Origin of the sequence: Nocardia grenadensis NBRC 108939 (genome assembly GCF_001613445.1) — a bacterium.
GTDB lineage: Bacteria > Actinomycetota > Actinomycetes > Mycobacteriales > Mycobacteriaceae > Nocardia > Nocardia grenadensis.
Map to the genome: position 1 here is coordinate 1 of NZ_BDCJ01000044.1, position 14,637 is coordinate 14,637.

The 14,637-nt window shown below is 65.4% G+C and carries 12 protein-coding genes; 7 read left to right on the plus strand and 5 right to left on the minus strand.

What is annotated here, in order from left to right; genetic code table 11:
* Positions 1 to 432 precede the first annotated feature (432 nt).
* Positions 433 to 1,560 carry an NAD(P)H-dependent flavin oxidoreductase gene (locus NGR01S_RS29140; RefSeq protein WP_063042540.1) on the minus strand — a complete coding sequence of 376 codons (1,128 nt, stop codon included), beginning with the start codon at positions 1,558 to 1,560 and terminating at the stop codon, positions 433 to 435.
* 182 nt (positions 1,561 to 1,742) lie between these two features.
* Positions 1,743 to 3,128 carry a glycosyltransferase family protein gene (locus tag NGR01S_RS29145; protein ID WP_063042543.1) on the minus strand — a complete coding sequence of 462 codons (1,386 nt, stop codon included), beginning with the start codon at positions 3,126 to 3,128 and terminating at the stop codon, positions 1,743 to 1,745.
* A 292-nt stretch (positions 3,129 to 3,420) separates the two neighbouring features.
* Here NGR01S_RS29145 and rpsF point away from each other — a divergent pair, with 292 nt between their 5' ends.
* The 6 genes from rpsF to NGR01S_RS29175 all read left to right on the plus strand — a co-directional run bounded on the left by rpsF (position 3,421) and on the right by NGR01S_RS29175 (position 10,727).
* Entirely contained in the window at positions 3,421 to 3,708 is a 288-nt protein-coding gene (gene rpsF, locus NGR01S_RS29150) for a 30S ribosomal protein S6 (protein WP_063042545.1), read from the plus strand.
* 96 nt (positions 3,709 to 3,804) lie between these two features.
* On the plus strand, positions 3,805 to 4,347 hold the full coding sequence (locus NGR01S_RS29155) for a single-stranded DNA-binding protein (RefSeq protein ID WP_063042547.1): 543 nt from the start codon (positions 3,805 to 3,807) through the stop codon (positions 4,345 to 4,347).
* A 55-nt stretch (positions 4,348 to 4,402) separates the two neighbouring features.
* The gene (gene rpsR, locus NGR01S_RS29160; RefSeq protein WP_030524534.1) at positions 4,403 to 4,654 is read left to right on the plus strand and encodes a 30S ribosomal protein S18; all 252 of its coding nucleotides are present in this window, start codon (positions 4,403 to 4,405) and stop codon (positions 4,652 to 4,654) included.
* 18 nt (positions 4,655 to 4,672) lie between these two features.
* Positions 4,673 to 5,128 (plus strand): 50S ribosomal protein L9, encoded by a 456-nt coding sequence (gene rplI, locus NGR01S_RS29165; protein WP_063042549.1) that lies wholly within the window; start codon positions 4,673 to 4,675, stop codon positions 5,126 to 5,128.
* 676 nt (positions 5,129 to 5,804) lie between these two features.
* Complete coding sequence (locus tag NGR01S_RS29170; protein WP_063042551.1) at positions 5,805 to 9,713, plus strand: replicative DNA helicase; 3,909 nt, start codon at positions 5,805 to 5,807, stop codon at positions 9,711 to 9,713.
* Positions 9,714 to 9,857: 144 nt separating this feature from the next.
* Positions 9,858 to 10,727: a nucleoside hydrolase gene (locus NGR01S_RS29175; RefSeq protein ID WP_063042554.1), complete on the plus strand. Its 870-nt coding sequence runs from the start codon at positions 9,858 to 9,860 to the stop codon at positions 10,725 to 10,727.
* A gap of 180 nt (positions 10,728 to 10,907) precedes the next feature.
* Here NGR01S_RS29175 and NGR01S_RS29180 read toward each other — a convergent pair whose 3' ends face one another.
* The gene (locus tag NGR01S_RS29180) at positions 10,908 to 11,465 is read right to left on the minus strand and encodes a sugar O-acetyltransferase (protein WP_063042556.1); all 558 of its coding nucleotides are present in this window, start codon (positions 11,463 to 11,465) and stop codon (positions 10,908 to 10,910) included.
* A 251-nt stretch (positions 11,466 to 11,716) separates the two neighbouring features.
* On the opposite strand from NGR01S_RS29180, the gene NGR01S_RS29185 reads away from it, so the two are divergent.
* Positions 11,717 to 12,439: a hypothetical protein gene (locus NGR01S_RS29185; RefSeq protein WP_063042558.1), complete on the plus strand. Its 723-nt coding sequence runs from the start codon at positions 11,717 to 11,719 to the stop codon at positions 12,437 to 12,439.
* 132 nt (positions 12,440 to 12,571) lie between these two features.
* Here NGR01S_RS29185 and NGR01S_RS29190 read toward each other — a convergent pair whose 3' ends face one another.
* A complete protein-coding gene (locus NGR01S_RS29190) occupies positions 12,572 to 13,684 on the minus strand; it encodes a DUF475 domain-containing protein (RefSeq protein ID WP_063042560.1) in 1,113 nt (370 codons plus the stop codon).
* A gap of 201 nt (positions 13,685 to 13,885) precedes the next feature.
* Positions 13,886 to 14,461, minus strand: coding sequence for a TerD family protein (locus tag NGR01S_RS29195; protein WP_063042584.1), 576 nt, complete (start codon positions 14,459 to 14,461; stop codon positions 13,886 to 13,888).
* Positions 14,462 to 14,637: the final 176 nt, after the last annotated feature.

The window sequence follows — 14,637 nt, forward strand, 5'->3', positions numbered from 1 at the left end:
GTTTTGCGAGACACCTCAAAGGGTTGAGGCCGTCTCGCCGTTTCGGCCTCGAAAGCGCATGAGCCGAAGGCTCGAGTCTCGAGGCCGAAACGGCGAGACCAAGGGGGCCTCAACCCTGCGGCGCCGGAGGCGCCGCCAAAGACACAGAACCTTCACGAACAAGCTCATAACCCCACCCTTGCCGGTGAGCGCACTCGCGAATATGAAGGGGCGGGCTCACTCGCGAACGGCGCTGTGTTTTCTGCGGCGCTGCGAGGATTGAGGCCCTCTCGGCCAACCCCGGCTTTCCTGGGCAGGGCCTTCGCCCAACGGCGCCCGTTGCCGCTATCCACGCTGATTCCGGTCGTACAAGGCTACAGACGAGAACGCCGCCAGAAGCACTTCTGGCGGCGTTCTGCTTTCGGCTTCCGGATAGCCGACTCCGCGGTGCGATCAGATATCGCCGTTGAGTTTGTTCAACCGCTCGCAAGCCGTGACGTACTCCTCGACCAGCCGGTTCATAATGTCGGCCGAGCGTTCCGTCTTGTTCATCATGCCGACCACCTGGCCGACCGGGTTGAAGTTGACGTCCTTGGCGGCTTCCGGATAGCGGTGGCCGCGCTTCACGCCGTCCAGGGCCACCATCATCTGCAGCGGCATGGGCAGCGGGTCGGGGGTGTCGGCGGATTCCCAGGCGTCGGTCCAGTCGTTGCGCAGCATGCGGGCCGGTTTGCCGGTCCAGGCGCGGGAGCGGATGGTGTCGTGGCTGGTGGCGTCGATGTAGGTCTTCATCTGGGCGGGGGGCACATTGGCCTCTTCCACGGTCAGCCAGATGGAACCGGTCCACGCGCCCGCGGCGCCCATCGCCATCGCGGCGGCGACCTGGCGGCCGTCGCCGATGCCGCCGGCCGCGAGTACCGGCAGATCGCCTACGGCGTCGATGACCTGCGGCCACAGCACCAGCGAGGAGACCTCGCCGCAGTGGCCGCCGCCTTCGGTGCCCTGGCAGACCACGAAGTCCAGGCCGGCGTCCTTGTGGTTCAGCGCGTGTTTCACCGAACCGCACAGTGCGCCGATCAGCCGGCCGGATTCCTGGATCTGGGAGACGAACTCCGGCGGCGGGGTGCCGAGCGCGTTGGCGACCAGCTTCGCTTTCGGATGCCGCAGGATCACCTCGACCTGCGGCGCGGCCGTGGTGGCGGTCCAGCCGAGCAGTTGCGGGTGGACCTCCTCTTCGGGGAGCTTCGGCACGCCGTGGTCGGCGAGGATCTTCTCGGCGAAGTCGCGATGCCCCTGCGGGACGTGTTTGGCGAGTTCGGTCTCGAGCTGTTCGGGCGACAGGCCATCGATGCCCTTGCCCTCGTATTTGGAGGGGATGACGAGGTCGACGCCGTAGGGGTTGTCGCCCACGTGTTCGTCCAGCCAGGCCAGTTCGACCTCGAGCTGTTCGGCGGTGAAGCCGACCGCGCCGAGTACGCCGAGACCGCCGGCGTTGCTGACCGCGGCCGCCACATCGCGGCAGTGGGTGAAGGCGAAGATGGGGAACTCGATCCCCAGCCGGTCGCAGATATCGGTACGCATGGCGGTGGCTGTCTCCCTATGCCTGGAACAAGTTACATAATTGCCGCGCGGCGGCTGATCGGGCCGCTGTCACCCTTGTGGCCCGAATACGGCGAACACCTCCGATAACGGTGGTCGGCGCAGTGGGACGCGACGGGTGTCATACCTTGAATGTAACACGTTCTAGTTTCATTGGAACCGGTTCAGTCACGCGGCCCCGGTCCGGCCACCGGTGTCGCCTCCGCCGGATCCGCGGCATGGGTGCCCGGTGTCCGCACTGGGACTCTCAGGAAGACCCAGAACAACACCACCAGCAGGGTGGCCCGGCCCCAGACACCGAATCGGACCACCGCCTCCATCAGCTCGACCGAATGCCCGGTCCCCATCGTGTAGAAGTAGCGGAAGACGCCCACCCCGATCGCTATATCGGCGACCAGGTAGCCCCACACCACCGGCCACGGGACAGCCAGCAGCACCAGGAACGGGATAAGCCAGAGGGTGTACTGCGGCGAATGCACCTTGTGGAACAGCAGGAACCCGCACAGCATCGCCCCGCTGACACCGAGCCAGGGGTACACACCGGAATGGGTGTACCGCAGCCACCCGGCCCCCAGTGCCACGGCGAACGACGCGATGACCAGTGTCGGCGAGGCGACCGACACGACCTCGGTGAACGCGGCGCTGCTCAACGGGTCGGCGCCGAACAGCGGCCGCAGACCCCAGTACCAGATCGAGTTGGTGGTGATATCGGCTTCGCGCTGCTGCTGGAACTCGATCGAGGCCCGCCAGCCGTCGAACCCGGCCAGCGCGAACGGCATATTGACCGCCACCACCGTGCCGCACGCGGCGGCCGCGGTGCCCAGTGCGCCGGTCAGATCCGGACGTTCGCCCGGCCCCGCCCGCCCTCGCTCCCCGCCGGTCAGCACATACAGCAGCAGCGGGATCACGAAGATCGCCGGATAGATCTTGAAACAGAACCCGAGGCCCAGCAGTATCGCCGCCACCGCCCCACGAGCGCGTAACGGCCAACGGGTGGTGGCCACCACCGCGGCGGCCGCCACGGTCGTGCACACCACCGGTAGTTCCCAGTTGTGGTACGCGTACAGCACCAGCGGCGGCCCCGCGGCCCACAGCAGGGCGGCCCGCCCGGCCAGCCTGGCCAGCAGCCAGGCCGTGACCAGTGCGAACGGTGTAAGTAGCAGCGCCGAATGGAGTAGGAAGGTCGCGTCGTTGTGGGCCCCCAGCGCGCCGAGCCACATCAACAGCCCGCTCAGGACCGGGTATTCCACGGCACCGCCGGTAAGGGTGCCGTCGGCGGTGATCCCCCCGTGCACGTAGGGAAAAATATGCTGATCGATATCGCGGCCCAGCCACAGGAACTGGATATCGGAATAACAGACCCGGGCGTCCTTGACGTAATCGAAAGCGGCACTGCGACCGTCGGCGCGGAAGGGGGCTCCGGCGCAGCGCGCCTTGTTGAGAAATGCCACCGCGAGGGTCGCGCCGCACAACAGCACAACCATGAGAACGGCGGTACCGCGACCGACGCGATCGGCCCCGGGCACACGTACGGCCGGTCCGATCGACATACCGACACACTAGTGGGCTCCGCCACGTGCCGCCGCGTGATCGTATCGGCACCGGTCGCCGGATGTACCCACGTTCGACCAGGTCGGAAGGGGTGCGAAAAATGGTGGAAAGCGACCGCGTGCCGACCGCGGAATTGCATTTCGTGACTTCGCCGGCGAGGCCGTCACGATGCCGAAGATCGATTTCGTTTCCTACGGCCCACTCGGGTACTCTTGCCCGGTTGCTGACGCGACGACCCTCCTGCCACGGACCGTCCGTGGCCGAACCCAGACCACAGGAGGTGATTGGTTCGTGCGTCATTACGAAGTGATGGTCATCCTCGATCCGAGCATGGACGAGCGCACCGTCGGACCGTCCCTGGAGAATATGCTCGGCGTTGTCCGCACCGAGGGCGGCAAAATCGACAAGGTCGATATCTGGGGCCGTAAGCGCCTCGCCTACGAGATTCGTAAACAGGCCGAAGGCATCTACGCGGTGATCGATCTGACCGCCGAGCCCGCCACGGTGAACGAACTCGACCGCCAGCTGGGCCTCAACGAGCAGGTGCTGCGCACCAAGGTTCTGCGCAACGACAAGTAGTCCCGGCGCTACCGCCGTTTCGTCGGAGCCTGTCTCTAGGCTCTAGCGCAACAGGCGAGTGCACCCGGACTGCACACCGAGCAGGAGGAACCCCCCATGGCAGCTGGCGATACGGTAATCACGGTCATCGGAAATCTGACGGCCGATCCCGAGCTTCGATTCACGCCCGCGGGAGCGGCGGTGGCCAATTTCACCGTGGCCTCCACGCCCCGCATTTTCGACCGTAATACCAACGAGTGGAAAGACGGCGAAGCGCTGTTCCTGCGCTGCAATATCTGGCGCGAGGCCGCGGAGAACGTCGCCGAGAGCCTGACCAGGGGATCCCGCGTGATCGTCAGCGGCCGGCTCAAGCAGCGCTCCTTCGAAACCCGTGAGGGCGAGAAGCGCACGGTCGTCGAGCTCGAGGTCGACGAGGTCGGCCCGTCGCTGCGGTACGCCACGGCCAAGGTCAACAAGACCAGTCGCGGTGGCGGCGGTGGTGGTGGATTCGGTTCCAATAGCGGCGGTGGTGGTAACCACAATGCCGGAAACGGTGGCGGTGGACGGTCCGAGCAGGGCGCTGCGGACGACCCGTGGGGTAGCGCGCCCGCGGCCGGCTCCTTCGGGGGCGGGCGGATGGACGATGAACCGCCGTTCTGAGACGGCCCGCATCGGCCCGCGACAGCGGGCCACCAAGAATACGGAGTGAACGAAAATGGCCAAGGCACCGGCGCGCGAAAAGGTGCTCAAGAAGAAGGCTTGCGCTTTCTGCAAGGAGAGCAAGTCCGGCATCGTCGACATCAACTACAAAGATGTGCCGCTGCTGCGCAAGTACGTCAGTGAGCGTGGCAAGATCCGCGCTCGCCGGGTCACCGGCAACTGCGTACAGCACCAGCGCGATATCGCCATCGCGGTGAAGAACTCGCGTGAGATGGCGCTGCTGCCCTACGTTTCGACGGCTCGCTGAGAAAGGTCGGTCAAGCATATGAAGCTCATTCTGACTGCCGATGTGGACAACCTCGGCGCTCCCGGCGACACCGTCGAGGTCAAGGACGGCTACGGCCGTAACTACCTGCTGCCCCGTGGGCTGGCCATCGCCGCCAGCCGCGGTGCGCAGAAGCAGGTCGAGGGAATCCGCCGGGCCCAGGAGGCCCGCCGGGTGCGCGACCTCGGCCATGCCAACGAACTGAAGCAGGCGATCGAGGGCCTCGAAGGGGTCTCGCTGTCGGTCAAGACCGCCGGCACCGGCAAACTCTTCGGTTCGGTCACCCAGTCCGATGTCGCCGCCGCCATCAAGTCGGCCGGGGGCCCGGTGCTGGACAAGCGCAGCATCGAACTGCCGAAGTCGCATATCAAGGCCACCGGTAAGCACCAGGTGACCGTCCATCTGCACCCGGACGTAGCCGCGAAGTTCGCGCTGGAGGTCATGGCCGCCGGCTGAGCCGGCCCACGCAAACATACCCGGAAACCGGGGATCACGTCTGCTCGGCCATGGGTAGACGTGATCCCCGGTCGGTTGTGCTGTACGACAGCAATCCTTGGTTAGCCCGATGATTGCCGCAATTCTTGTGACGGCGGGTGCCTGCATATTCGCAGGCGGCACCGCTTCGAGTGGGGGTGTCTTATCCACAAGATGTGAGTCCTGTGGATCGATCACGAAACCAACCGGACGTAATGTGACCCAGCTCATATCTGTTCGTCTGTCTGTCAACTCAACACGCCCGGATGTTCAACATCGCCGACACGCCGAGGCTTTGTTTATCCACACTGCGCGGTCGCGGAAAATCTGGGTCTAGCTGGGTATTTTCCGGGGCTGACCTGCGTTTCCCTCAAGTTATCCACATGTTGTGCACAACCTGAGGTGAACTATCCCCAGGTTATCCACAGGTATGTGCACAGGCGTGGTTGGCATGTGGATAGAACCTCGCTTAGGTTCATCGCAGCACCATGTGCGACACCCCGCACGACGCGGGGGTGCGGTTCTCTCTGGGTGATAGCTGGTACGCCTGACCACTGGTCACCGGTGCCTCGGCGTCCCGGCGAACCTGTCGGACCCGTGGGGTAGAACCGGTCGTCGAAGGGTGCGTCCGGTCAGAAGGAGAGGACGGTCGAGTCGGATGGCAGTCGTCGATGACCGCGGGCACACGGACTTCCCGCCGGAGCCCCCCGGCGAGGATTTCGGGCGCCAGCCGCCACACGATATGGCGGCCGAACAGTCGGTGCTCGGCGGCATGCTGCTCAGCAAGGATGCCATCGCCGATGTGGTCGAAGTACTGCGCTCCGGAGATTTCTACCGGCCCGCCCATCAGGCCGTGTACGACGCCATTCTCGATCTCTACGGGCGCGGCGAACCCGCCGACCCGGTCACTGTGGCCGCCGGCCTGGACCGCAGCGGGGAACTGAAGCGCATCGGCGGCGCCCCGTACCTGGTCACCCTCACCCAGACCGTCCCTACCGCGGCGAACGCCGGTTTCTACGCCGAGATCGTCGCCGAGAAGGCCATCCTGCGCCGACTGGTGGAAGCCGGCACCCGCATCGTGCAGTACGGCTACGCGGGCGCCGACGGCCAGGACGTCGCCGAGGTGGTCGACCGCGCCCAGGCCGAGGTCTACGAGGTCACCGAACGCCGGACCTCCGAGGATTTCCTCCCGCTGGAAGATCTCCTCCAGCCCACCATGGACGAGATCGACTCCATCGCCTCCCGCGGCGGTATCTCCCTCGGTGTACCGACCGGATTCTCCGAACTCGACGAACTCACCAACGGCCTGCACCCCGGTCAGATGATCATCGTCGCCGCCCGGCCGGGTGTCGGTAAGGCGCTGGCTTTGGATACCCCGCTCCCCACGCCGGACGGCTGGACCACCATGGGCGAGGTGCGGGTAGGGGACCGGCTCATCGGTGCCGATGGCAAGCCCACCCGGGTCGTGGCAGCGACCGACGTGCTGGCGGGCCGCCCGTGTTACGAGGTCGAGTTTTCCGACGGCACTGTCATCGTCGCCGACGAACAGCATCAGTGGCTGACCGAGACCAGGGCTTCGCGGCGATCCGCGCAACAGGCCGACACCGGGTACAACCGCTACCGCAGCCAGAAGACCTTCGCCGCCGTACGCACCACCGGGGAGATCGCGGCCACCCTGCGCTGTGCCACCGCCGACCGCCGGATCAACCACTCGGTCACGAACGCCCGGCCGCTGCAACTGCCCGCACGTGATCTGCTCGTCCCGCCCTACACGCTTGGTGCCTGGCTGGGCGACGGAACTGCCGCGGCCGCTCAGATAACTTCGGCTGATCCCGAAATCATCGCCTGTATCGAAGGGGAGGGCATCGTCGCTGTTCCTTCCGCTTCGGCGAAGCTCCGCTATCAACTGCGGTTGCCGGACGACGAGCCGGTGGTCCAACGGCTGTGCGTGGTATGCGGCACGCCGTTCACGTCGTTCACCACCGAAGTGCGGACCTGTGGCCGATCCTGCGGCGGGCGGGCTCGGTTCGTATCCTCACCCGTTTCCGCCCCGACCTGCCCGCGATGTGGCGAGCGCTCGATCGGGCTGCGGATGTGTCAGGTGTGCCGTAACAGGTTCGGGAGCGTACAGGCGCGGCTACGCACGATCGGCGTGCTCGGAAACAAGCACATTCCTGCCGAGTATCTGCGCGCCTCGGAAGCGCAACGCCGCGCACTGCTCGCCGGATTGCTCGATACCGACGGCACCGTCACCGTGGGCGGGTCTGTCCAGTTCTCGGTTACCGACGAGCGCCTCTTCGCAGATGTTCGCGAACTCGTCGTCGGCCTGGGATACCGCTGTGGCGTCTCGACCAAAGCGGTACGTGGACGTACACGTGAACGGTCGATTGCCTACACGCTCACCTTCGCCACGGACGATGAGGTGTTCGGCCTGTACCGGAAGGCGCTTCTGCACAAGGAGCGCCGGGCGGTCTCCGGCACCAGCGGGCCCTGTTCACGATTCATTGTCGATGCCCGCCGGATCGACTCCGTCCCCGTCCGGTGCGTCGAGGTCGACAACAATGCCCATATGTATTTGGCCGGGCGTTCGATGGTGCCGACCCACAACTCGACGCTCGGCATGGATTTCATGCGCAGTGCCTCGATTCGGCACGGGCTGGCGAGTGTGATCTTCTCGCTGGAGATGAGCCGGACCGAGATCGTCATGCGCTTGCTGTCGGCCGAGGCGAAGATCAAGCTCGGGGATATGCGGGCCGGCCGGATGAGCGACGACGACTGGACCAAATTGGCGCGGCGGATGAGCGAGATCAGCGAAGCACCGCTGTTCGTGGACGATTCACCGAACCTCACCATGATGGAGATCCGGGCCAAAGCACGGCGGCTGAAACAGCGCCACGACCTGAAACTTGTTGTGGTGGACTACCTGCAGCTGATGACCTCGGGCAAGAAGGTCGAATCCCGGCAGCAGGAGGTCTCGGATTTCTCGCGAAATCTGAAACTGCTGGCCAAGGAGCTGGAAGTTCCCGTTATCGCGATCAGTCAGCTGAACCGTGGTCCGGAACAGCGCACCGACAAGCGCCCGCAGGTCTCCGATCTACGCGAATCGGGATGTCTGCCGGCTTCTGCCCGGATACTTCGGGCGGACGATGGCGCAGAGGAAACTCTCGGTGAGTTGCTGGCCAGTGGAGAACAGCCCTTGGTCTGGTCGCTCGATGAACGTATGAGGCTGGTCGCGCGGCCGATGGTCAAAGTGTTCCCCAGCGGCCGCAAAGAGGTTTTCCTTGTTCGCTTGGCCTCTGGACGTCAGGTCGAAGCAACCGGAAATCACCCCTTCCTCACTGTCGACGGTTGGATACCGTTGGAGCGACTGTCCATTGACGACCGTGTCGCGACCCCGCGTAGCATGCCGGAGCCGGTCTGCACCGAGCGAATGCCGGACGCGGAGGTCGTGCTGCTGGCTCATATGATCGGCGATGGTTCCTGTATCCGTCGGCAGCCGATCCGGTACGCGAGTATCGACGAAGAAAATCTCGCAGCCGTAACCGAGGCAGCACGGCATTTCGGTATCACTGCAGTCCGAGATGAGTACCCGGCAGCTCGGGTGACGACACTGCGGCTGCCTGCGCCGTACCGCCTCGCCCGAGGCAAGCGGAATCCTATCTCCGTCTGGTTAGAAGACCTCGGGCTCTTCGGACTGCGCAGCTATGAGAAGTTCATCCCACGACAAGTATTTGCATTGCCGACAGACCAGGTCGCGTTGTTCATCCGGCATCTGTGGGCAACCGACGGTTCGGTCCGCTGGGATTCTTCGGGACGCCAGGCGCGCATCTATTACGCCTCCACCAGCCGTCGGCTTATCGACGACCTCGATCGGCTCCTCTTGCGCTTCGGAGTGCACGGCCGGATAAAAGCGACTCGGAAGCCGGGCTACCGCGTGTGCTGGCACCTGACAGTGGACGGTGCCGAAAACCAGACCGTTTTCCTCCGGGATATCGGCGTGCACGGAGCTCGTGGGGTGACCGGCAGTATCGCTCTCCGTCACCTGGCGTCCGTGGCGGGGAATGTCAACGTGGATACGGTGCCCAAGGAAGTCTGGTCGAAGGTCCGCACGTTACTCGCGACCAAAGAGATGACACACCGTGAATTTGCGGCTGCGATGAACTCCAGATTCTGCGGGTCCACGATGTGGAAACGCTCGCCCAGCCGCTCTCGACTCGCCCGCGTCGCGGACGTGCTGGAAGACGCCGATATCGAGATGCTGGCGACGAACGACGTTTTCTGGGACAGAATCGTGGAGATCACCAGCCTCGGTGAACAGGAGGTCTTCGACGGCACAGTCCCCGGTACCCACAACTTCGTCGCGAATGGGGTATCGCTGCACAACAGTCTCGAGCAAGACGCGGATATGGTCATCCTGCTGCACCGGCCGGACGCCTTCGAGCGCGACGATCCGCGCGGCGGCGAAGCGGACCTCATCGTCGGCAAGCACCGTAACGGGCCCACGGCGACCATTACCGTCGCCCACCAGCTGCATCTGTCGCGGTTCGTCGATATGGCCCGCGGCTGAGCCTCGCTACGACGAACGCGAAATGGGTGCCGACGACGAAAATTCTGGACCGCGGAGACGACCGTGGTCCCCAAGGCCTGTGGTGTGAGCAATGGCCGGCCGCTGCGCACTTCGGATAGCGAAACTCTATGGGCGTCTACACCGTTGATCCTCGATGCGGATATCGGGAGCGCACCCGATAGCGCGATCACCGTCGCGATCGCGGCCGCTCAACCCAACCTTTCTCTGGTCCTTACCAGTGACGAACGCGCCGGCCGGCGGGCACGGCTGGCGCGGCACCTGCTCGATCTCCTGGGCCGCACCGATGTTCCGGTCGTCGCCGGGCGCGAACTCGATGGCGAAACTATCTGGACCGCCGGCGACTCGACACCCGCGGAATCTGTCATCGAGGAGACTGGAGTCGGCGCTGCCGTCGAGGCTGTGCTGTCTCGTCACAATGGCGAGGTGTCCTGGGTCGGGTTGGGACCGATGTCCAATCTCGCCGACCTGCTCTCGACGAACCCCGAGGTCGGTCACCGCCTGGCCGTCACACAGGCCGGCGGTGGCAGCCGCTTTTCCCCGACTCCGGCCGAACGCAATATCGCACTCGACATACCCGCTGCCCACACTGTCCTCTCCGCGGGTATTCAACCGACAATCGTTTCGTCCGCCGTGGCTGTATTCATCTTCAACACCGAGACCGTGGACACCACCGGCTACCGGATCCTGGCGCGGACAACCAATCCCATATCGGTACTTCTGCGCAGCCAGATGGACCAATGGTTCGCCCGGTTCAGCCCCTACAGCGACCAATACGGCCCCTTGACGCTGGCACTGGCGTTGGGCGCCGACTTCATCGAAACAGAGCCGGCGAACATCGAGCTGGACAGTTCCGGTCGCATGCAGATAGGCCGACACCCGGTCACCTGGGCCCACCACGTCAACTACGTGGCACTCGGACACTGGTTCACCTACCAACTCGCAGAGATAGAAAGATACGGCGTGGTCAGATACCACCGGACTCCCGATTGGTGAACCCGATCCATCAGCCTGCGCAGTCCGCGCCGACGACGAGGGGCTGCCGATCCTGGTCGTCGCCGAGGAGGGCGAAGTCCTCATCGGACGGCGGCACGGAGCCGGTCGACACCACCGTGCCGCGCTTCGTCGCCGCGTCACCCGTGCGATATTGCGGGCGCTCGGCCGTTGAATGTTCTGCTAGAGATCCCGGATGACGCGGCAGGGATTGCCGGCGGCGAAGACGCGGGGCGGGATATCGCGGGTGACCACGCTGCCCGCGCCGATCACCGAGTCCGCGCCGATGGTGACTCTGGGGCAGACGATGACGCCGCCGCCCAGCCAGGTGTTGTCGCCGATGGTGATGGGTGCGGCGGATTCCCAGCCGGCCCGCCGGAGTTCGTGGTCCTCCATGGGGTGCAGCGGGGTGAGGATCTGGGCGCCGGGGCCGATCGCGACATCGTTTCCGATGGTGACGGGGGCGCAGTCGAGGATCACGGTGTCGTAGTTGAGGAAGGTGTTGCTGCCGATTCTGGTCAGGTAGCCGTAGTCGCAGCGGAAGGGCGGCATGATCACGGTGCCCGCACCGCACTCGCCCAGCAGCTTGCCGAGGATTTCCTGCCGTTCGGTCTCGGCATCGGGGGCGGTGTCGTTGTAGCGGGCGGTCAGTGCGTGACAGGCGCGGCGTTCCGCGACGAGTTCCGGGTCGTTGCCGCGATAGAGGTCGCCGCGCAGCATACGTTCCTTATCGGTCGCCATGGACTCGATACTGCCGGATCGGCGCGGTGCCGGGTGGCGAACCTGCCGGCCGGGTGCCGACGGGTCGGCGGGGCCGTGCGGCTGCGCGGTCCGGGTCTCGGCGAAGTACCGGCGCGCCGTGCTGGGCGTGACGCCGCACGGTCACGTGTGGCGTACGTCGCAGCGGGGGCCGGTCGCGGTCGGGGTAGATGCTTTCTCAGTTCACGGACGTAGGCTTGAGGTGTAGCGTCCGCTCGTCCAGGAGGACGGCAATGTTCGAGAGTCCGCGAACGATCGCCGGCACCGAGCCGGTGCTGCCGGCGGGCGCGGGCGCGGAGCGATTCGCCGGGCACGGAGTGATGGGGCAGCCGTTCGCCAGTGGCCATTACCTGGCGTTCCGGCATTTCGCCGCCAGCTCGGTGGGGCCCGGATACGAATCGGTCTGGCACCGGAACCCGGACCGGGAATGGGTCATCTACAGCAGTGTCGCACCGGAGACCAGTTGTGTGCGGTACTACGGTGCCGCGCTCGTGGACGCGCGGGTCGCGGATATCTCGGTGACCTGGACGGGACCCTTCGCGTTGACGGTGACGGTGCCCGGCACGCTGGTCTGGGATATCGAGTTGGGGCGGTCGCCGGCGACGACGGCGATGACGGCGCTGGGCAGCGTGCTGCCCGCGGCGCTGTGGCGCGACCCCACGATGCTGTCGGTCATGTCGCGGGTGGCGGGCCCGGCGCTCGGCGTGGGGCAGGTGCGGTTGCGTGGCACCACCCCGAACGGGCAATGGTTCCGGCTGAATCCGCGGATGCTGTGGACGGTCGAGCACACGGTGGCCCGGATCGGCGGCGTCGATATCGGCCCGCCCGGACCGTTGGCCGAGCAGACGGCGCTCGGTGACTTCCGGTTACCGCAACGTGGCATGTTCGCGGTGGGTCAGGCGTATTTCGAGCGGTACGACGCCGCGCGGCACGAGGCGGGAACACCGAGGACTTGACGGCCCGGCCCGTGCGCGCGCGGCGAGGCCGGGCCCGGCCGCGGGTGGGAACGCGTTGCTGGTCCCCCCGATGAAACGGCAGTGGGAGCCGACCCTCGGGTCCGCTCCCACTGCCGTTCGGGACGTGCCGTGTCAGCCGACGGGGGTCGGCTCCGAAGCCTCGGTGGGTTTCGGATCGTCTTCCTTGCGGTTGCGGCGGACGCTGGACAGGACCGCGGCACCGATGAAGGCGATACCGATGAGGCCGGTGACGAGCTCGTGGATGTGGATATCACCGACGGTGACCAGCAGGATCAGGGCCAGTGCGCCGATGGCCCAGTGGGCGCCGTGTTCGAGGTACACGTATTCGTTCAGTGTGCCCCGGCGCACCAGATAGACGGTGATCGACCGGACGAACATGGCACCGATCAGGCCGAGGCCCAGGGCGATGATGATCGGGTCGGCGGTGATCGCGAACGCGCCGATCACGCCGTCGAAGGAGAACGATGCGTCGAGGACCTCGAGGTACAGGAACAGGAAGAATCCGGCCTTACCCGTGGCCTTGGCCAGCCCGGACGGGCCGCCGGCAGCTTCTTCGGCGTGTTCCTCGGCGTTGAACATCGAACCCAGACCGTCGACGGCGATGTAGATGATCATGCCGAGCAGACCGGCCAGCAGCACGGTGGAGCGGTCGTCGTCGTGGGCGAGGAACTCCGCGGCCAGCACCAGGCCGATACCGGCGATGACCACCGACATCATGTCCAGCTTGCCGGCCTTGGCCAGGGGGCGTTCGATCCAGGACAGCCAGGTGATCTCGCGGTCTTCGAGGATGAAGTTGAGGAACAGCATCGCCAGGAACATGCCGCCGAATGCCGCGATCTGCGGGTGCGCACCGGTGAGCAGGGTCTCGTAGCTGGGGGAGCCGTCGGGGAAGTACGCGGCGTCGCCGGCGGGCGGGTTCAACGCCAGATCGAAGGCTTCGACGGGATTCAGGCCCGCGGTGACCCACACGATTGCCAGCGGGAAGACCAGCCGCATACCGAAGACGGCGATCAGGATGCCGATGGTGAGGAAGATCTTCTGCCAGAACTCACTCATCTTTTCCAAGATGGTGGCATTGATCACGGCATTGTCGAACGACAGTGACACCTCGAGGATGCCGAGGATGAGGCAGAGCGCCAGGGCAGTCGGGCCGCCGTAGAGGAATGCCACCCCCAGCGACAGCACCGTGACGACCAAGGATAAACCGAATATGCGCAGGACCACGCTGGGACCTTTCGTGTGCGGTGGCCGGACTGCGGTCGGTATCCCGGCCTGTACGAGAAACCTGGTCGGCGATATCGACGACCAGTCACCAGCGTTGCCGTCGACCGCCTATTTGTCCAATTTGTCCCCTGACGCCTCTGGGACAGAGAACGAGGGGGCCCGTGCACCGGACCCCCTCACGCTACCCGGAGGTGTGGATCGTCAGACGTTCACACCGTAGTCGCGCGCGATACCGGCCAGGCCGGACGCGTAACCCTGGCCGATGGCGCGGAACTTCCACTCGGCGCCGTTGCGGTACAGCTCGCCGAAGACCATGGCGGTCTCGGTGGAGGCGTCCTCGGACAGGTCGTAGCGGGCCAGCTCTTCGCCGTTCGCCCGGTTCACGACGCGGATGTAGGCGTTGCGTACCTGACCGAACGACTGCGAACGGCCGTCCGCCTCGTAGATCGAGACGGGGAAGAAGATGCTCTCGATATTCGCCGGGGTGTTGGCGAGGTCGACGTTGATGACCTCGTCGTCGCCTTCGCCCTCGCCGGTGGTGTTGTCACCGGCGTGCTCGATGGCACCGTCGGGGGATTTGAGGTTGTTGAAGAACACGAAGTGCTGGTCGGAGACGACCTTCTTGTCGGCTCCGGTGGCGATCGCGCTGGCGTCCAGATCGAAATCGGTGCCCGTGGTGGTGCGTACATCCCAGCCCAGGCCGACGGCGACCGCAGTGAGGCCCGGAGCCGCCTTGCTCAGCGAGACGTTGCCGCCCTTGGACAAACTGACACCCATGCGGGATTCCCTTTCGTAGTCGTCTGTGATTCCCAGCATGTCGGTAACCGCCGGGTACGGAATACGACAGTAGTGGGTTTCGGTGAACTTGCGTACAAACTCGGGCAAGCCGGTCACCGGCACGCGCGGGACGGCAGGTCCGGATGGTTTGGGATCGAAGGCTTTCGGAGCGCCGC